Below are 20,342 nucleotides of genomic sequence, written 5' to 3'. Positions count from 1 at the left end.
CAAATACCCAGCCACCGCAGCCAAGTTGGGGTGATCGAAAATCACCGTGGCCGGCAACGTCAGACCCGTGGCCTGAGCCAACCGGTTACGCAACTCCACCGCGCCCCGCGAGTCCAACCCCAGATCGCTAAACGCCCGCTCCGCCGCCACCGCCTCCGGCGAGGAGTGCCCCAACACCGCGGCCAGCTGACCCCGCAACTCCGCCAACAACACCGCATCCCAGTCCGCCTCAGCTGCTCTAGCCAGCCGCTGGGCCAACGAACCGCCAGCCGAAGCCGCCGCGACCGGAAGACTCACCAACCCACTCAACACCGCCGGCAACAACCCCAACCGCGCTTGGCGACGCAACGCGGCCACATCCAGACGCGCCGGCACCAACACCGGCTCACCGCGCGCACACGCCAGATCAAACAACTCCAAACCCTGCTCGGTCGACATCCCCGCCAACCCCATCCGCTGCATCTCGCCGGCCATGGCGCTGGCCTGCTCCCACAACCCCCACCCCAACGACACCCCCGCCAACCCCTGCCCGCGCCGGTAGCACGCCAACGCATCCAAAAACGCGTTGCCCGCCACATAATTGGCCTGCCCCGCGCTGCCCAACACCGCAGCAGCCGAAGAAAACAACACAAACGCCGACAACCCCATCTCCCGGGTCAACTCATGCAAATGCCACGCACCATCGACCTTGGGCGCCAACACCTGCTCCACCCGCGCACGATCCAGCGACTCAATCACCCCATCCGCCAACACCCCAGCAACATGAATGACCGCGCCCAGCCGATGCTCACCACAAACGCTGTCCACCAACCCCGCCAACTGCTCACGATCGCCCACATCGCAGGCCACCACCTGCACCCCACACCCCAACTCGCCCAACTCCGCAACCAACTGCTCAACCCCGGCCGCCGCCGCACCACCCCGACTCACCAACACCACATGCCCCACCCCATACCGGGCCGCCACATGCCGGGCCAGCGCCATCCCCAACACCCCAGTCCCCCCGGTGATCAACACCGCCGCCGCCGGATCAAACACCGACCCCGCCACCGGATCCCCGACTTGCTCGCTCACCTGCACCAGCCGAGGCGCCAACACCACACCGTCGCGCACCGCCAACCGCGGCTCACCACGCTGGGCCACCGCCGCCGGCACCGCCGCCCACGACGCCGCACTGCCATCAAGATCGAGCAACATAAACCGGCCCGGATGCTCCGACGCCGCGCTGCGCAACAACCCCTCCACCAGCGCACCCGCCAAATCAGGCACCTCACCCTCAACAGCCGCCACCGCCGCCTGAGTCACCACCACCAACCGCGAACCCCCCAAAACCGGCTCACCCAACCACGCCTGAATCAGCTCCAAGGTGTCATACAACCCCCCACGAACCTCACCAACACCAGCAGCGGCGATCGGCACCGCGGTCAACACCACCTCCGGTGCGCTGCCCCCCGCACCAACCACGGCGATCAACGCCCCCAAATCCGGATAACACCGCACACCCTCCCCCGCTAACTCCATCGGCCCGCCGCGATCAAGGACCGCCACCCCCGGCACCACCCCCTCAGGCGGGCTTTGTACTGCCACCCAGTCCACCTCATGCAGCCAATCCAGCCGCCGCGCCCCCACCCGACCCAACGCCACAGCATCCACCCGCCGAAACTGCACCGACTCCACCGACACCACCGGCGCCCCAAACCTCATCCACCGCCCGTAACCACAACCCCCCGCCCTCAACCGAACCGATCGCCACCCGCAACGCCGAAACACCCCGCGCCGTAACGACACCCCACCCCAAGCAAACGACACCGGCAACCCACCCGACGCCGACTGGTCACCCCACAAATCCGGGGCCACATGCCACGCCGCGTTCAACAACGCCGGATGCACCCCAAAACCCGCCGCCTCACCGATCAGATCAGCATCCAACCCCACCTCAACAAACAACTCCTCACCCCGGCGCCACACCGCACGCACCGCCTGAAACGCCGGACCATAATGAAAACCACCCACCCCGCCCGGCTGGTCATACAACGAACCAGCCACAGCAACCGCACCCGGCGGCGGCCACACCGACGACCACTCCTCTAACTCCCCACCATCCACACCGGCCACCAACACACCACTAACGTGATGAACCCACCCCACCCCCACATCCCCATCACCAGCTAGCCCAACAGAGTGCTCCGGACGTGAATACACCTCAAACCCGCAGCGACCCTCGGCATCCGGGCCGCCGATCAACAACTGCAACGCCACCGCGCCCTGCTCAGGCAACAACAACGGCGCCTCAATCACCAACTCCTCTACCCGCGGCACACCAGCCCTAGCCCCCGCAGCCAACACCAACTCCACAAACGCCGACCCCGGCACCAACACCACATCAGCCACCGCATAATCAGCCAGCCACCGATGGGTCTGCACCGACAAACTCCCGCTAAACAACCACCCCCGCTCACCCCCCAAACACACCCCCCCGGCCAAAAACGGATGCCCCACCCCCGACAAACCCACCGACGCGACATCCCCCACCGACCTGCCCGACAGCCAGTACCGCTGCCGCTGGAATGCATACGTCGGCAATCGCACTCGCGTGGGGTGATGCAGGGCAAATATCGTTGCCCAGTTCACGCTGACTCCGGCCACGTTTGCTTCGGCGAGTGAGGTGACAAAGCGCGGCCAACCGCCTTCGTCGCGGCGCAGTGAACCCAACACCGCCACCGCACCCGCGCTGCTGGCCTCAACCGTTTCGGCCATCGCGACCGCTAACACCGGATGCGGACCCATCTCGATCAACGCCCGACACCCCTGCTCGATCAGCCCGCGAGTGGCCCGCTCGAACTGGACCGGCTGACGCAAATTGGCATACCAATACCGGCCGTCGAGGGCCTCGGTGCTTAGCTGCTCACCGGTGACCGTGGAGTAAAACGGCACCGTGCCCGACCGCGGGCTAATCCCCGACAACTGCGCCACCAGCCGCTGCTCAACAACCTCCACCTGCGCTGAATGCGAGGCGTAATCCACCGGGATACGCCGGGCGAACACCCCTTGGGCCGCACAGGCGGCCACCAATTCGTCCAATGCCGCCGGCTCGCCGCAGACCACCGTGGAGGCCGGGCTGTTGAGCGCGGCCACCGACACCCGCTGGCCGTACTGCGTCAGCCGCTGGTCGACCTGGGCTGCCGGCAACCCGATCGCAGCCATCCCGCCCGACCCGGCCAGCTCGGCGATCGCCTGGCTGCGCAGCGCCACCACCTTTGCCGCGTCTTCTAAACTCAGCCCGCCGGCCACATACGCCGCGGCGATCTCGCCCTGGGAATGGCCCATCACCATGTCAGGTGTCACCCCGCAGGCCCGCCATAACGCCGCTAACGACACCATCACCGCGAACAACGCCGGCTGCACCACATCCACCCGGGTCAACCACGACTCATCCCCGCCGCGCAGCACTTCTTCCAACGACCACCCCACATGCGGGGCCAGCGCCTGCCCGCACGCGCGCATCTGCGCGGCGAACACCGGCGAGAAATCCCACAACTGCACCGCCATGGCCGGCCACTGGCCCCCCTGACCAGGAAACACGAACGCGGTCTTACCGTCTGCCACACGCCCGGTCACCACCCCCGGTGTCGGGGACCCGGCCGCCAACCCGGCCAACCCGGCCAGCAACTCGCCACGATCGGCACCCACCACCACCGCCCGATGCTCCAACCCCGCCCGCGTGGTGGCCAACGACAACCCCACATCGGCGGCCCCCAACCCGGGATGGTCGGCCACATACGAGCCCAACCGGGCCGCCTGCGCTTTAAGCCCGGTCTCGGTCTTGGCCGACACCACCCACGCCAGCGCCAACCCCGCCTCGGCCACAACCGGGGCCGCTGTCACCTGCGCCGAGACAACATCGGCCTCGGGCGACCGCGACGGCGGGCACACGATGACATGGCAATTGCTGCCGCCCATACCAAACGAGGACACACCAACCGACAGCGAGCCGCTGCCGGCAGGCCAGCGCTCATGCTTGGTCACCACCCGCAGACGTAATTCATCCAACGGGATCCGCGGATTGGCTTTCGAGAAGTTCAGGCTCGCGACAAGTTCTTGCCGCTGCACACACAATGCCGCCTTGATCAGGCCAGCGATTCCGGCCGCGCCCTCCAGATGACCGATATTGGTTTTGATCGAACCAACACCCAACGCCGCGCCCCGCCCCCGGGCATTTCCATAAACAGCGCCAAGCGCGCCCGCCTCAACAGGATCACCCACCGCAGTGCCCGTCCCATGAAGCTCCACATAGCCAATCTCCTCAGGACCCAGCCCGGCATTAGCCAACGCGCGTGTGATCACGTCGGCTTGAGCAGATTCCGAAGGAACCGTGATACCGGCATGAGCGCTACCCGCATTGATCGCACTACCCCGGATAACGCCATAAATCCGGTCACCCGAATGCACAGCGTCAGCCAGCGATTTCAACACAACCACCCCACCGCCCTCGCCACGCACATACCCATTAGCACGCGAATCGAAGACATAACACCGCCCGTCCGGGGAAAGCGCATCAAACTTCGCCGTCCGCAGACTGTGATGGCGCGACAAAATCAAATTCACACCACCAGCCAACGCAACCCCACACTCCCGACGCCGCAAACTCTCACACGCCAAATGAACCGCCACCAACGACGACGACTGGCCGGTATCGACGGTCAAACTCGGCCCCGACAAACTCAACGCGCGAGAAACGCGATTAGCGATCAAACTCCGACCCATACCGGTATGCAAATAAGGACTAATCTGCTCATCAGGAACAGTCCCCATCAAATCCGCGAAATCATTAGCCATCACACCCAAAAAGACACCCACCGACAACGGCGTCAACCGATCAACAACAATCCCGGCATCCTCGAACCCCTCCCAACACAACTCCAACGCCAAACCCTGCTGCGGATCCATCGACGCCGCCTCCCGCGGCGAAATCCCAAAAAACCCCGCATCAAACTCATCACAACCCTCAATCAAACCCGCCCGCCCCACACCAATACCCCTACCCCGCGGAACCACATCAACCGCATCCACACCATCACGCAACAAACACCACAACCCCGACAAATCCGACGCACCCGGAAAACGACACGCCATCCCCACAATCGCGACGAAATCACCACCCCCACACCCCGCCGACCCACCAACAAACCCGGGGCCAGCACCACCACCATGCTCCACGAGCTGACTCCTCATCTGACACTTAGTTGCTGCTAACTACGCTCCTGCGGGGTCCGCAAATAGTATGAATCACCCGGGTCTGCCCACTTGAGAAATAGCTACTGCCGCGGTTTGATGCCTATCGAGAAGGTAAGGGCCTTCTTCGACGACGAACTCGCGAGTACAGCCCACGCGGTCACCGCCGCTCATGTGGCAGAGGCCCTGTGAGCAACAGTTTCGTACTGATGGCGCTCCCAGCAGTCATTTGCGAGATTGCAGGAACTCGGCGGCCCGGGCCTTTGTCGCCACGTCGGCCTTGGCCAGCGCGCCCGTGTCGAACGGCGGCTGCGGGTCGTATTCGATGAGCAGCTGCGCGGCCTGCGCGGCCTCCCGATCGACGAGCAGCTCAACCAGCCGCAAGGCCATGTCGATGCCGCTGGACACGCCGGCGGCGGTGATGATTCGTTGCGGGAGATGCTCGACGACGCGGTCCGGCACATACCGCGCACCCAGTCGGTTGAGCTCGTCGGCGGCCCGCCAATGCGTCGTCGCGGTGAGCCCATCGAGAAGTCCTGCGGCGCCGAGCAATAGCGCACCGGTACATACCGACGTCGTGAATGTGGTTCGCGGATGCACCGATTGCAGCCAGCCGCGGATGGTTTCGTTGTCGAGGAGCACGCGGGTCCCAATGCCACCGGGGAACACCACGATATCCGGCGCGCCGACTTCGTCGAAGGTGGCATCGCATGTCACGCCGAGCATGCCATTTTCGGTGCGTACCTCGCCGCGCTGATGCCCCACGAACACCACGTCCATCGACGGAATACGTTGCAGGACTTCATAAGGCCCGATTGCGTCCAGAGCGGTGAAGCGCGGGAACAGCGGGATCACGACCTGCATCAAGCCTCCAGAGGGACAGTAGCGACCCGCTGCCTCAGCGCGGTCGGACGCAACCAGTGCGGCAACCAGCCAGGTACGGCGTCCGGCGCGCGATCGTAGACTCCTCCCGCTGGATCGTCGACCCGACCTTGCCAGCGCACCAAATCCTCGTTGGGGCGGTAGATCTGCCGGACTACCAATGCGCATAGCAGCACGACCGCGATGTCGCGCAGCAGCACCGTCGTGGTGAACCATTGCTCTGGCAGCGAGCGGTTCGGGTTGCCGTACAGGTAATACATCCGGGGTACCCATACCAGCGCGTCGATCGTCATCCACGCCAACAGGATCCGGCGATGCGGCAGGGCCAGCACGGCCAGCGGCACCAACCAGAGCGAGAATTGCGGGCTCCATACCTTGTTGGTCAACAGGAACGCTGCCACCACCAAAAACGTCAGCTGCGCCAGCCGCGGCCGCTGCGGCGCGGTTAACGCGATGTAAGCAATTGCCGCGCAACACAATCCGAACAACACCGTCACAACGGCGTTCAGCAGCACCGGCGGTTCCCAGAAGCCCAGGCTGGGATCAAACCCGCGCCACCCGGTGAACGACTTCACGACGTTGTACAGCGAATCCATGTCGTCGCCGCGGCGGGTGTTCAACCGGAAGAATTCCGACCAGCCCCGCGGATAAAGCACCAGCACCGGCAAGTTCACCAACAGCCAGGTCACCGCGGTGGCCACGGTAGTGCGGACAACATCGCGTAACCGTCCCGCCCGGATTCCCAGCACCAGCAAGGGACCAAGGAACAACAGCGGATACAGTTTGGCCGCGACACCCAGCCCGATCAGCACACCGGCGAGCACCGGTCTGCGCCGCGCCCACGCCAGCAGACCACCCATCGCGAAAACCGTTGCCAGCGCATCGAAGTTGGTGAAGATCTGAAAGATCACCAGCGGAGAGGCGGCCACCAGCGCCGCATCCCAGACCCGCCGGCCCGCCAAGCCCGCGGTCGCCCAGACGGTGGCCAGCCAGGCCATCGCCAGCCCAAATGCGGCGAAGTTAAAAAACATCACCACCTCGGCGACTACCGGTACCAGACCAAGCTTGCTCAACGCGGTGTAGGTCTTGGCCACCGCCATCGACAGGTACTGATAGACCCCGGTCAGCACCGGATACTCCATGTACCGCACCGCGATCTGACCGTCGTAGCGGGTCTGCGGTGTGCCGCTGCTGTCGGTTTCGATCCAGCTCGACTTGTACGGAAACTTGCCCTGGCTCAACAACTCCGCGCCATACAGCGGCACGGTGTCGGAGTAGCACAGCTCGTAGTAGGCGCGTTGGTTGTCCCAGTTGGCCACCCGCTGATCGCCTGGTCCGGTACCGGTGCTTTGCAGGCAGGCCGCCTTCGTCGACCAGCCGAGCGCGAGGAACACCAAGGCGATCGCAAACATCGCGCGCAGCGGGGTCAGAGACCGGGCACGGCCGATCAACGCGTGCCGGCCGACCGGCCCCCCGATAACACCGGCCAGTGCGGCGCCCAAAACGTCGGTACGGCTTGGGCAATCGCGGTTATCTGCGCTACGCCGATCTGCTGCCAACCGCGCCGGCGAGGTGCCGACGCGCTGCGACTGTGCACGGGTCACGGCGGCGGCGTGGGGTTTTCAGTGGGCGGCAGAACCGACGGCGGCCCTGGGGGCGCCGGCGCGAGGGTGATGGTAGTGGGCGGACCGACCGGGATGGTGATTCCGGGCGCCACTTCGACGGTGGGTTGGATCACGGTCTCCGATGGTGGCACCGGCGGTGGCGGGGGCGGCGCGGGAACACCCGCGTAGCCGCCGATTTCGGTGGGCTTGGGGAACGTCTCGTTCTGGGTGCCCTTCAGGGCGCCGTCCATGGTCGCCTTCCAGATGTCCGACGGCAGACCTGAACCGTAAACCGCTGCGCCCGAGGCAGTTTCCAGCGGCTCGTCGCCCTTGACGGTGCCCACCCAAACCGCGGTGGACAGTGACGGCGTGTACCCGACCATCCAGGCGTCCTTGTTGGAGGTGGTGTCGCCCAGCTGGGTGGTGCCGGTCTTGGCCGCCGACGGCCGCCCGCCGGCTAGGTTGTGACCACGCGAATAGCCGGCGATCGGCTGCATCGCCGCGGTGACGTTGTCGGCGACTGCCTTGGGGATGCGCTGGTCGCCACCGCTGTCCGCGGTGCCGGCGTCGAAGAGGACCTGCCCTTCGGCGTTGACCACTTTTTGCACGAAGTGCGGCCGGTGATAGATGCCGGAAGCGGCCAGCGTGGCATATGCCGACGCCATGTCGATCACCCGGGTTTGGTACTGGCCCAACACGATCCCGTTGTTGGGTGGCCCACCCTTGCCGTCCTCGGACAACGTGTGCGACACACCTGGGAAGCTCTCCGCGACACCGGCCCGATGTGCGGCGTCGGCAACGGCCTGTGGTCCACCCTTGAGCTTGAGCATCAGCCGGTAATAAGAGGTGTTCAGCGACATCTTGAGGGCCTCGGCGAGATTACAGGTGCCGCAACTCTCGCCCTCGACGTTGGTGATCTTGATGCCGTCGACCGTCAGTGGCGAGCTGTCGACCTGGTAACCCAGGCCGATCCCTTGCTCGAGCGCAGCGACGAGAGCAAACACCTTGAACGACGAGCCGGTCTGCAAACCCGCTTGAGCGAAATCAAAGCCATTGGCATTGGATCCGCCGTAGTAGGCGCGCACCGCACCGTTGTGCGGATCGATGGACACGACCGCAGCCCGCATGTCCGGGTCCTGCCCGTCGAGGTACTTCGCCACCGCCTTTTCCGCGGCCGCCTGCGCCTGGGGATCGATCGTGGTGGTGACTTGCAACCCTTGGGTGTTCAGCGTCTGCTCATCGATATTGAACAGCTCGAGCAGTTCCTTGGTCACCTGCCGTTCGATCAGTCCGTTGGGGCCGCTGGTTTGGTTTTGGGTGCGGGCCTGATCGGGCGGCACGGTATTGGGAAACATCTGTGCCGCACGGTCGTTCGCAGACAGTGCCTTGGTTTCCACCATTCCGTCGAGCACCCAGTTCCAGCGGGCCAGCGCGCCTTCGGGATCCACGGCCGGATCCAGCGTGGATGGCCGCCGGATCAACGCGGCCAACAGTGCTCCTTCGGAGACGGTGAGCTGCTCGACGGGTTTGTCGAAGTAAGCCTTGGCAGCCGCCGAAATGCCGTAGGCGCCCCTACCGAAGTAGATGATGTTCAGATAGGCCTGCAGCACATCGTCTTTGGACCACTCCCCCGACATCTTGGTCGCGATGACCAACTCCTTGGCCTTGCGCAGCACACCGCTCCACCCGTGCTGCGCGGAACCGACCAGCGCGTTCTTGACGTACTGCTGGGTGATCGTCGATCCGCCCTGCAGATCACCGCCGAAAAGATTGTTCTTCACCGCCCGCGCAAAGCCGCTGAACGAAAAACCTGGGTTGGAATAGAAGTTGCGGTCTTCCGCGGCGATCACCGCCTGGCGCACGGGTACCGGCACCTGATTGAGGTTTACATCGACCCGGTTGCCTTCGGGTGGAACGATTTTGGCGATCTCCGAGCCGTCGCTGGCCAGGATTGTGGAGACCTGGTTGGTGCGGATGTCACCCGGTTTGGGAACGTCGACGATGAGGTAGGCCATCGTGAAGGTGACAATCGGTAGCAGGATCAGCACCGCCGCCGCCAGGACTAGCGAGCGCCGAACCCATTTCCAGTTGATCTGCTGGGTCCAGTCCGGCCTCGGTCGCGGGCTCCGGAAGCCAATCGGCCCGGGCGGCCCGGGCGGCGGCCCGCCCGGTGGTCGCCGTCCGACGCCGGAACGATGGCGGCGGGAGGGCCGCGCGTCCAGCGCAGCTTTGACCTGGTCGAGCGGGTCGCGCTCCTGCGGCGGCGCCGATCCGGGACTGTCGAGAGCGGCCTTGACCGCCTCGATGGGGTCGACCTGGCGGGGTGCGCGGTCATCGTCCACGGCTGGGATGATCGCGGTCATCCTGTCGTCGGGGGGAACCTGGCGACGCTGGACCACGTGGTCAGCCGTCGACCCGCCTGGGGCGTCACTAGACGACTGCTGGTGGCGCCCTTCGTTATTCACTGGCCGTGCGGGCGCCGTTGCGCGCCGGGCGCGTGCGAGTGCCCCTGGGACGGGCACCGGTGGGGACCCTAGGAGGACGCGCCGGACGTGCTGCGCCCAGAACGTAGGACTTAACCAGATGATTCCAACTGCAGGTTCGGCACACCTCCACCACGTGAACGGCGAACTCTGAGAACCGGGTCGCCAGCATGACCAACTCCTCGGCGGTGCGTGCCGAACCCGACACCGGGCCGAGATGCTCGCCGAACACCCAGGACACGAAGGTGAGCTGCTCCTTACGGCAGATCGGGCACATCACCTGGCTTTGTTTCCCGTGAAACTTTGCGGCGCGCAGCAGATAGGGATTTGCGTCACAGACCTCGGACACGCCGGTGCGCCCCGAGTACACCTCGGCCAGCAGTGACCGCCGCCGAAGCGCGTAGTCCACCACCTGTCGCTGCAGTCGCACGCTGACCAGAGTACGTCCCCTTCCCCACCACCGATACGCAACCGACGCTGTTGCTGAGCGTGTACTGGGGTATTGGGTGCTTGGACGGCGCGGTGGACTTCTACGATCTTCCCCGTGGCGAAATGGCCGGGCACGACGTCGACGCGGGCAAAAGACAGCGACCGGCAAGACGCGTGCCGAATTCTCGACAACGCCCTGGGCGACGGCGAGATCTCGATGGAAGAGCACCGCGAACGGGTCAGCGCGGCCACCAAGGCCGTGACTCTGGGCGAGCTGCAACACCTGATATCCGATCTGCAGTCCGAGAGCGCTCCCGCGCAAATGCCCGCGCTCAAAACGCGGGCGAAGCGCACCGGGCTGGGCATCACGATCGCCGCCTTCGCCGTTTCGGTGTTGCTAGGCGTCGGCATTGGCTGGGGCCTCTACGGCAACACCAAATCGCCGCTGGACTTCACCACGGATCCCGGAGCTAAGCCCGACGGTATCGCGCCCGTGGTGCTCACCCCGCCCAAGCAACTGCAATCCCTCGGTGGACTGACCGGCCTGCTGGAACAAACCCGCAAAAGATTCGGCGACACCATGGGCTACCGGCTGGTGATCTATCCCGAGTACGCGTCGCTGGACCGCCAGGATCCCAAGGACGACCGCCGGGTGCTCAACTACACCTATCGCGGCGGCTGGGGCGATCCCAGCAGCTCGGCCAAGAGCAGCGTCGACAGCGTCCTGGTAGACCTGAGCAAGTTCGACGTGAAGACGGCCGTGGGCATTCTGCGAGGTGCCCCGGAAACCCTCGGCATCAAGCAACCCGACGTCAAGTCCACCTACCTGATCGTCGAGCCTGCCACCGACCCGACCACGCCGGGAGCGGTGTCGCTGACCCTGTATGTCTCCAGCGATTACGGCAGCGGCTACATCGAATTCGCGGGCGACGGAACCATCAAGCAGGTGAACTACCCGTAACTTCTGCGGTGTAGGTCGGCCGACGCCGGTCAACTCGCGCAACTGTGACTAACAGCGCACTAACGCCAGGTGGTGTTGTCGCTAATATATCGAGGCGATACGATGGCGCGAGGCGTCGAACCGTCGTAACGACTCATATAACCAGCCAGGCAGAAGGAGGTGACTCGATGCTGGAGCTCGCCATCCTGGGTCTCCTGATCGAATCGCCAATGCATGGTTACGAGCTGCGCAAGCGGCTGACGGGTTTGCTCGGCGCCTTTCGGGCATTTTCGTACGGCTCGTTGTATCCCGCGCTGCGGCGCATGCAGGCCGAAGGTTTGATCGCCGAGAATGCCGCCCCCGCGGGCACCCCGGTGCGGCGCGCCCGGCGGGTTTACCAGCTGACCGACGAGGGCCGCCGGCGCTTTGGTGAGCTGGTCGCCGACACCGGCCCGCACAACTACACCGACGACGGCTTCGGGGTGCACCTGGCGTTCTTCAACCGCACCCCGGCCGAGGCGCGGATGCGCATTCTCGAAGGCCGTCGCCGTCAGGTCGAGGAACGACGGGAAGGTCTGCGTGACGCGATCGCGCGGGCCAGCAGTTCGTTTGATCGCTACACCCGTCAACTGCATCAACTTGGGCTCGAGTCCAGCGAGCGCGAGGTCAAGTGGCTCAACGAGCTCATCGCCGCGGAACGGGCAGCGCCCCACGCGGAACAGACGTAAACCCTGCACGACACAGAACACCTAGAACACCCCAGAAGTCATGAGGTTAGGAGAACGCCGTAATGAGTGAGCACAACGCGCCACAGACGTCGACAGAGGTCAGGGTCGCCATTGTGGGCGTCGGTAACTGCGCGTCCTCGCTGGTGCAGGGCGTCGAGTACTACTACAGCGCCGACGACACCTCGACGGTGCCGGGCCTGATGCACGTGCGCTTCGGCCAGTACCACGTTCGCGACGTCAAATTCGTGGCCGCGTTCGACGTGGACGCCAAGAAGGTCGGCTTCGACCTGTCCGACGCGATCTTCGCCTCGGAGAACAACACCATCAAGATCGCCGACGTGCCGCCAACCAACGTGGTCGTACAGCGCGGCCCGACGCTGGACGGCATCGGCAAGTATTACGCCGACACCATCGAGTTGTCCGATGACGAGCCAGTCGACGTCGTGCAGGTCCTCAGGGAAAACAAGGTCGACGTGCTGGTTTCCTACCTGCCGGTGGGCTCGGAGGAGGCCGACAAGTTCTACGCCCAGTGCGCCATCGACGCCGGGGTGGCGTTCGTGAACGCGCTGCCCGTATTCATCGCCTCCGACCCGGTATGGGCCAAGAAGTTCAAGGATGCCGGCGTGCCGATCATCGGCGACGACATCAAGAGCCAGGTGGGCGCGACCATCACTCACCGCGTGATGGCCAAGCTGTTCGAGGACCGCGGCGTCACACTGGACCGCACCTACCAGCTGAACGTCGGCGGCAACATGGACTTCAAGAACATGCTCGAGCGCGAGCGCCTGGAGTCCAAGAAGGTCTCCAAAACCCAAGCCGTCACGTCCAACCTCACCGGCTCGCTCGCCGGAAAGGTCGAGGACAAGAACGTCCACATCGGCCCGTCCGACCACGTCGCCTGGCTCGACGACCGCAAATGGGCCTACGTGCGTCTGGAAGGCCGCGCCTTTGGTGACGTGCCGCTGAACCTGGAATACAAGCTCGAGGTGTGGGACTCGCCGAACTCCGCCGGCATCATCATCGACGCGGTGCGTGCAGCCAAAATCGCCAAGGACCGCGGCATCGGCGGACCGGTGCTTCCGGCGTCGGCCTACCTGATGAAGAGCCCGCCCGAGCAGCTGCCCGACGACATCGCGCGCGCGCAGCTCGAAGAGTTCATCTCGGGCACGTAGGGACACCTAACTCGCGCCGTAGAGTCGGGGTCGTGACCGAGATCTCCGACGACGATCTCAGTGGGCTGTCCGAGTTCGATCTGCTGGCCGAGAACGCCGAGCAGGCCGGCGTGACGGGTCCGCTTCCCGACGTCGAGCGGGTCGAAGCGGGCTCCGTCAGTGCACTGCGCTGGGGTGGGCCCGCGCCGCGGGTGATCTTCCTGCACGGCGGTGGTCAGAACGCACATACCTGGGACACCGTGATCGTCGGCCTCGGCGAGCCCGCGCTGGCCGTGGACCTTCCCGGACACGGTCACTCCGCCTGGCGGGAGGACGGCGACTACTCGCCGCAGCACAACGCGGACACCCTGGCGCCGGCGCTGCGCGAGCTGGCGCCCAGCGCCGAATTCGTCGTCGGCATGTCACTGGGCGGGCTGACCGCGATACGCCTCGGCGCGCTGGCATCCGAACTGGTGCCGGAACTCGTCCTCGTCGACGTCACCCCGTCGGCGTTGCAGCGGCACGCCGAAATGACGGCCGAACAGCGCGGCACGGTGGAGTTGATGCACGGCGAGCGCGAGTTCCCCAGCTTTCAGGCCATGCTGGACCTGACCATCGCCGCCGCGCCCCACCGCGAGGTGAAGGCGTTGCGGCGCGGGGTGTTCCACAACTCCCGTCAGCTCGACAACGGCAACTGGGTGTGGCGCTATGACGCCATCCGCACCTTCCCCGACTTCGCGAGCTTGTGGGACGACGTCGACGCGTTGTCCGCGCCCATCACGCTGGTTCGCGGCGGCTCATCGGGCTTCGTCAATGACGAGGACGTCGTCGAGCTCAGCCGGCGCGCGACGCAGTTCCGTGGCGCGCACATCGTCGAGAATTCGGGCCACTCCGTGCAAAGTGACCAACCGCGCGCGTTGATCGAGATCGTGCGCGGGGTGATCGACGGACGCTGAGCTTACGGTGGTCCTATGACTGCAGACCTCCCGATCCGTATCGGCGTTCAACTCCAGCCGCAACACGCCCCGCATTACAGCCAGATCCGGGATGCGGTTCGCCGTTGTGAAGACATCGGTGTGGACATCGCCTTCAACTGGGACCACTTCTTTCCCCTCTATGGCGATCCCGACGGTCCACATTTCGAATGCTGGACCATGCTCGCGGCCTGGGCCGAACAGACCTCGCGCATCCAGATCGGCGCCCTGGTGACCTGCAACTCCTACCGCAACCCGGAGCTGCTGGCCGACATGGCCCGTACGGTCGACCACATTTCCGCTGGTCGGCTGGTCCTCGGCATCGGATCGGGCTGGAAAGACAAGGACTATGACGAGTACGGCTACGAGTTCGGCACCGCAGGCAGCCGGCTCGACGACCTGGCGGCCGCGCTCCCCCGCATCAAGTCGCGGCTGGCCAAACTGAACCCGCCGCCCACCCGGGACATCCCGGTGCTGATCGGCGGCGGTGGCGAACGCAAGACCTTGCGGCTGGTTGCCGAGCACGCCGACATGTGGCACAGCTTCACTTCGGCTGACGAATTCCCGGCGAAGTCTGCGGTGCTCAGTCGGCATTGCGAGGACGTCGGCCGGGACCCGGCCACCATCGAACGCTCGGCCGCGGTCCAGGACGGCAGCGCTCTGATCGCTGACGCTGAAGCCCTCACCAGCCTGGGCGTGACGATCCTGACCGTCGGCTGCGACGGCGCGGATTACGACCTCAGCGCGGCCGCCGCACTGTGCCGGTGGCGCGATCACCTTTGAGCCTCACTTCATCTGCGAAATGTCTGAACCCACCCGCCCCGCCGTGAGAAACTTGCCCATCGCCGATGGCGGCGACGGGAGAGATACGACAGCAAATGCCGAAGAAATATGGGATCAAAGAAAAGGACCAGGTTGTTTCGCACATACTCAACCTGGTCCTGACTGGCAAATTGCGCAGCGGCGACCGTGTCGACCGCAACGAAATCGCGCAGGGACTGGGTGTTAGCCGCGTCCCCGTACAAGAGGCGCTGGTTCAACTCGAACACGACGGCATCGTTTCGACTCGCTATCACCGGGGCGCGTTCGTCGAGCGTTTCGACGAAGCCACCGTCCTCGAGCACCACGAACTCGACGGCCTGCTCAACGGCATCGCCTCCGCGCGCGCGGCCGCCAATCCCACACCGCGGATCCTGGGGGAGCTCGACGCGCTCATGCGATCGCTCCGCGCCGCCAAGGAAGCCCGGCATTTCTCCGAGATCGCGTGGGAATACCGACGCATGGTCAACGACGAGTACGCGGGACCGCGGCTACATGCCACCATCCGCGCGTCGCAAAACCTCATCCCCCGCACGTTCTGGATGACTTACCAAAACAGCCGCGAGGACATGCTGCCGTACTACGAAGAGGAAACCTCCGCAATCCACCGGCGCGACCCCGATGCTGCGCGGGCTGCCTGCATCGGACGCTCTAACCTGATGGCCCAGACCATGCTGGCCGAATTGTTTCGGCGCCGAGTGTTCGCCCCACCCGATGGCGTGTATTCCGGCTCGTTTGAGGTACCCGCCCTGAGCGCACACATTCAGCATCCACAGTCAGAAACTCGCGAGCCGTCGGCGATCGTCTTCTGAACGGGATCTACAAGATTTATTGGCGGCCAAACACATTCACCAATCGTTACCCACGCACTAGGCTTTGCCGGTTCGACATCCAACGTTGTCTTTGGGCAAAGTCTTCCGCTACCGGTCCGTAGGGTTAGACTGCCGACTTATGGCGGACAGCGAATCCATTGCGCCGGAGGTTACGGAGCTGGCGGAAGGACTGCATCGTGCGCTGTCCAAGCTATTCGCGATACTGCGACGTGGCGATCCGAACGGTGCGGTCGCCGGGGAATTGACGCTGGCGCAACTGTCAATTTTGGTCACCTTGCTTGATCGCGGTCCCATCCGCATGACCGACCTGGCGGCGCATGAACGCGTGCGGACCCCTACCACCACAGTGGCGATCCGCCGGCTGGAAAAGATCGGGCTCGTGAAACGCTCGCGCGATCCGTCCGATCTGCGAGCGGTGTTGGTGGACATCACGCCCCAAGGGCGGGCGGTTCACGCCGAATCGCTTGCCAACCGGCACGCCGCCCTGGCCGCGATGCTCAACCAACTCCCCCAGTCCGATCTGGACACCCTGATGAAGGCGTTGGCGCCGCTGGACCGCCTTGCCCTCGGCGAACCGGCCACCAGCGGTGCGGGAGATTCCGCTGCACGCAGACAAGCATGAAAGTGCTCGACTCCCAACTGATCTGACGTGATGCCAACCGCATTCGTCACCGGCGCCAGCGGTGGCATCGGCTCGGCCATCGCCACGGCCCTGGCGCCGACCCATACCCTGCTGTTGGCCGGCCGCCCCTCCGCTCGGCTGGATGCCGTCGCAGAACGGCTGGGCTCCACAACGTTCCCGCTGGACCTGACCGACACCGAATCGATCACGGCCGCTTGTGAAGTCGTCGACGAACTCGACGTGCTGGTGCACAACGCCGGAATGTCCATCCCGGGCCACTTCGCCGACTCACACGTCGACGAGTGGCGGGCTACGTTCGACGTCAATGTCTTTGGCGCGGTGGCTCTTACATTAGCGCTGTTGCCGGCGCTGCGGCAGGCTCGCGGTCAGGTGGTGTTCATCAATTCCGGGTCGGGCCACAATGTTTCACCGGGCATGGCTTCCTACTCAGCCAGCAAGTTCGCATTGCGCGCGTTCGCCGATACACTGCGCCAGGATGAACCGGCGCTGCGGGTGACCTCGATCCATCCGGGCCGCGTCGATACCGAAATGCAGCGTGAACTCGTGGCTTTCGAGGGTGGCGACTACGACCCGGCCAAGTTCCTCCGACCCGAAACCGTCGCCAACGTCGTCGCCAACGTGGTCGCCACCCCTCCGGATGGCCAGGTGCATGAGGTGGTCATCCGGCCCAAACCACCCCTAAACAACTAGGTTGACTAGCCGGCCAGGGACGATGATCACCTTGCGCGGGGTGGCACCGGCCAAGAACGCCCGCACCTTTTCGTCTTCCAGGGCAGCAGCTTTCACCACCTCATCGTCCGCGTCGGCGGCAACCACCACCCGGCCTCGCACCTTGCCGTTCACCTGAACTGGGTACTCAACGGTGTCGTCGACGAGGTACGCGGGATCGCCCTGTGGGAAGGGACCATGCGCCAACGAGGTGGTGTTGCCCAGCCGCAGCCACAACTCCTCGGCTAGGTGCGGGGCCAACGGCGCCAACATCAATACGAGCGGCTCAACCGCGGCCCGGGGCACCGAGCCACGATGCTGCTTGGTGAGATGGTTGGTGTACTCGATGAGCTTGGCAGTCGCGGTGTTATTGCGTAGTGCCGCATAGTCTTCGGTTACTCCAGCGATGGTGCGGTGCAATGCGCGCAGGGTCTCGGTGTCCAGTTGTTCGTCACCCACCCGCGTTTCGCCGGTGACCTCGTCGATCACCAGTCGCCACACCCGTTGCAGGAAGCGATGCGCGCCTACGACATCCTTTGTTGCCCAGGGACGTGAGGCCTCCAACGGTCCCATCGACATCTCGTACACCCGGAGCGTGTCGGCTCCGTATTTGTCGCAGATCTCGTCGGGCGACACCGAATTCTTCAGGCTCTTACCGATTTTGCCGAATTCCTGAAATACCTCGATCTCGCCGTCAGCCCCCGGATAGAAGAACCCGTCGTCGCGCTCGATCACCTTCTCGGCCGGCACATACGAACCGCGCGAGTCGGTATAGGCGAACGCCTGAATATAGCCTTGGTTAACCAGCCGGCGGTAAGGCTCACGTGAGCTGACGTGACCGAGGTCGTACAGGACCTTGTGCCAAAATCGGCAATACAGCAGATGCAGCACCGCATGTTCGGCGCCGCCGACGTAGAGGTCGACGCCGCCGGGGTCATCGGGGCCGTGTTCGGCGGGCCGCGGACCCATCCAGTAGGCCTCGTTTTCCTTGGCGCAGAACCGCTCTGAGTTATCCGGGTCGGTGTAGCGCAGTTCGTACCAAGAGCTGGCGGCCCACTGCGGCATCACGTTGGTGTCACGGCTGTAGGGTTTTAGGCCGTCGCCGAGATCCAACTCGACATGCACCCAGTCAGTCGCCTTGGCCAACGGCGGTGACGGCTCGCTATCGGCGTCGTCGGGGTCGAACAACACCGGCGAATAGTCACGCACATCGGGCAGCTCGACTGGTAACGCGGCCTCGTCGAGTGCATGCGCGCGTCCGTCGCTGTCGTAGACGATCGGGAACGGTTCGCCCCAATACCGCTGCCGCGCGAAAAGCCAGTCACGCAACTTGTATTCGATCCGAGCCCGCCCCCGGCCCTCGGATTCCAATCGAGCGGTGATGGCTTCCTTGGCCGCACCGACGTCCATGCCATTGAGGTAACCGGAGTTCACCAGGATGCCGTCGCCCACGTATGCCGCCTCTGAAATGTCACCGCCGGCAATGACTTCGACGATCGGCAGACCCAACGCCCGGGCGAAGTCCCAGTCCCGTTGGTCATGCCCCGGGACAGCCATGATCGCCCCGGTGCCGTAGCCGGTCAGCACGTAGTCGGCGATGAAGATCGGAACCGGTTCGCCGTTGGCCGGATTGGTGGCGTAGTTGCCCAGAAAAACGCCGGTCTTCTCCCTGCTCTCCTGGCGCTCGAGGTCCGATTTGGCCGAGATTGCACGGCGGTACGCGCCGACGGCCTCGGCGGGGGCGGCGCCGCCGTACGTCCATGAAGGGTTGACGCCGTCCGGCCAGGTCGCGGCGACCAGGTCGTCAACCATGTCGTGCTCGGGGGCCAGCACCAGATACGTGGCGCCAAACAAGGTGTCGGGCCGGGTGGTGAACACTTCGAGGTCGACTTGCGAGCCGTCGGCCTTAGTCGCCGAAAATAGCGCCGAGGCCCCGGTCGAGCGACCGATCCAGTTGCGCTGCATGGTCTTGACCTGCTCGGGCCAGTCCAGCACATCGAGGTCGTCAAGCAGCCGGTCGGCATAGGCGGTGATTCGCATCATCCACTGCCGCAACCGCTTTCGGAATACCGGAAAGTTGCCTCGATCGCTGCGGCCGTCGGCGGTGACCTCTTCGTTTGCCAGCACCGTGCCCAACCCCGGACACCAGTTCACCATCGAGTCTGCGCGGTAGACCAGCCGGCGGCTGTCGATAACGTCGGCCCGCTCCCCCGCCGACAGCTCCGCCCATTCCCGTCCATCTTCAAGGCGCCTTGTGCCGGAGTCGAATTCGGCGATCAACTCGGAGATCGGACGGGCCGTGTTGGCTGTGCGGTCGAACCAGGCGTTGTAGATCTGCAGGAAGATCCACTGCGTCCACTTGTAGAACTCGACATCGGTCGTCGAGAAGCTTCGCCTGCTGTCGTGGCCGAAGCCCAGCCGGCCCAGCTGGCGGCGAAAGTTGACGATATTGGCCTCGGTCCTGGTACGCGGGTGGGTGCCGGTCTGTACCGCATATTGCTCGGCTGGGAGCCCGAAGGCGTCGAACCCCAGTGCGTGCAACACGTTCCGGCCGGTCATCCGGTGGTACCGGGCGTAGACGTCGGTGGCGATGTAGCCCAGCGGATGGCCGACGTGCAGCCCCTCGCCGGAAGGATAGGGGAACATGTCCTGCACGAAGAGCTTGTCGTCGGGCACCGTGCGACCATTCGTCGGGGCCAGCGATCCGACCGGGTTTGGCACGTTGAATGTTCCCAACCGGGCCCAATTGTCCTGCCAGGTGCGTTCCACCTTGGCCGCAAGCTCGGCGGTGTAGCGATACCGCGGCGCGTCGGAGTCCGCGTCTTGAAGACCGGACATGACACCCGACGTGCCGTCAGGTGGTGCGGTCGGCGATTCGGTCACGCCCAACAGGGTATAAGGGCGGCCCTGCAACGG

At 64.8% G+C, this 20,342-nt stretch carries 13 protein-coding genes and 1 pseudogene; 8 read left to right on the top strand and 6 right to left on the bottom strand.

The features are described from left to right. Window positions 1-12: 12 nt before the first annotated feature. From AADZ78_RS00365 to AADZ78_RS00345, 5 genes and pseudogenes are all read right to left on the bottom strand, one after another. Window positions 13-5,232 (bottom strand): annotated as a pseudogene (locus tag AADZ78_RS00365) (type I polyketide synthase); the annotation flags it as partial. Between the two features lie 225 nt (window positions 5,233-5,457). Further along, on the bottom strand, window positions 5,458-6,096 hold the full coding sequence (locus tag AADZ78_RS00360) for a DJ-1/PfpI family protein (RefSeq protein ID WP_085253039.1): 639 nt from the start codon (window positions 6,094-6,096) through the stop codon (window positions 5,458-5,460). Beyond that, complete coding sequence (locus tag AADZ78_RS00355; RefSeq protein WP_085253038.1) at window positions 6,096-7,718, bottom strand: glycosyltransferase family 87 protein; 1,623 nt, start codon at window positions 7,716-7,718, stop codon at window positions 6,096-6,098. The genes AADZ78_RS00360 and AADZ78_RS00355 overlap by 1 nt, the downstream gene beginning before the upstream one ends. Beyond that, window positions 7,715-10,183, bottom strand: a complete 2,469-nt coding sequence (locus tag AADZ78_RS00350) for a transglycosylase domain-containing protein (protein WP_139829041.1) — start codon at window positions 10,181-10,183, stop codon at window positions 7,715-7,717. Before AADZ78_RS00350 ends, AADZ78_RS00355 begins: the two co-directional genes overlap by 4 nt. Continuing rightward, complete coding sequence (locus AADZ78_RS00345) at window positions 10,176-10,631, bottom strand: DUF5318 family protein (RefSeq protein ID WP_085253036.1); 456 nt, start codon at window positions 10,629-10,631, stop codon at window positions 10,176-10,178. The genes AADZ78_RS00350 and AADZ78_RS00345 overlap by 8 nt, the downstream gene beginning before the upstream one ends. A 105-nt stretch (window positions 10,632-10,736) precedes the next feature. On the opposite strand from AADZ78_RS00345, the gene AADZ78_RS00340 reads away from it, so the two are divergent. From AADZ78_RS00340 to AADZ78_RS00305, 8 genes are all read left to right on the top strand, one after another. Further along, on the top strand, window positions 10,737-11,591 hold the full coding sequence (locus AADZ78_RS00340; protein WP_085253049.1) for a DUF1707 SHOCT-like domain-containing protein: 855 nt from the start codon (window positions 10,737-10,739) through the stop codon (window positions 11,589-11,591). Window positions 11,592-11,758: 167 nt separating this feature from the next. Then, the gene (locus AADZ78_RS00335; RefSeq protein WP_085253035.1) at window positions 11,759-12,298 is read left to right on the top strand and encodes a PadR family transcriptional regulator; all 540 of its coding nucleotides are present in this window, start codon (window positions 11,759-11,761) and stop codon (window positions 12,296-12,298) included. Between the two features lie 62 nt (window positions 12,299-12,360). Next, on the top strand, window positions 12,361-13,470 hold the full coding sequence (locus AADZ78_RS00330; RefSeq protein WP_085253034.1) for an inositol-3-phosphate synthase: 1,110 nt from the start codon (window positions 12,361-12,363) through the stop codon (window positions 13,468-13,470). A 32-nt stretch (window positions 13,471-13,502) separates the two neighbouring features. Beyond that, window positions 13,503-14,405: an alpha/beta fold hydrolase gene (locus AADZ78_RS00325; RefSeq protein WP_085253033.1), complete on the top strand. Its 903-nt coding sequence runs from the start codon at window positions 13,503-13,505 to the stop codon at window positions 14,403-14,405. Between the two features lie 15 nt (window positions 14,406-14,420). Continuing rightward, entirely contained in the window at window positions 14,421-15,206 is a 786-nt protein-coding gene (locus AADZ78_RS00320) for an LLM class F420-dependent oxidoreductase (RefSeq protein ID WP_085253032.1), read from the top strand. 95 nt (window positions 15,207-15,301) lie between these two features. Then, entirely contained in the window at window positions 15,302-16,054 is a 753-nt protein-coding gene (locus AADZ78_RS00315) for a GntR family transcriptional regulator (protein WP_085253031.1), read from the top strand. A 139-nt stretch (window positions 16,055-16,193) separates the two neighbouring features. Further along, the gene (locus AADZ78_RS00310) at window positions 16,194-16,697 is read left to right on the top strand and encodes a MarR family winged helix-turn-helix transcriptional regulator (RefSeq protein ID WP_085253030.1); all 504 of its coding nucleotides are present in this window, start codon (window positions 16,194-16,196) and stop codon (window positions 16,695-16,697) included. A 30-nt stretch (window positions 16,698-16,727) separates the two neighbouring features. Continuing rightward, entirely contained in the window at window positions 16,728-17,408 is a 681-nt protein-coding gene (locus tag AADZ78_RS00305; RefSeq protein WP_085253029.1) for an SDR family oxidoreductase, read from the top strand. On the opposite strand, the gene leuS is transcribed toward AADZ78_RS00305, so the two are convergent. Next, window positions 17,397-20,309 carry a leucine--tRNA ligase gene (leuS, locus tag AADZ78_RS00300; protein ID WP_085253048.1) on the bottom strand — a complete coding sequence of 971 codons (2,913 nt, stop codon included), beginning with the start codon at window positions 20,307-20,309 and terminating at the stop codon, window positions 17,397-17,399. The two genes, AADZ78_RS00305 and leuS, sit on opposite strands and share 12 nt — an antisense overlap. Between the last annotated feature and the right edge of the window lie 33 nt (window positions 20,310-20,342).

Source organism: Mycobacterium riyadhense (assembly GCF_963853645.1).
Taxonomy (GTDB): Bacteria; Actinomycetota; Actinomycetes; order Mycobacteriales; family Mycobacteriaceae; genus Mycobacterium; species Mycobacterium riyadhense.
The sequence above is the reverse complement of the archived record's forward strand: the minus strand, read 5'-3'. Positions and strand labels throughout refer to the sequence as shown.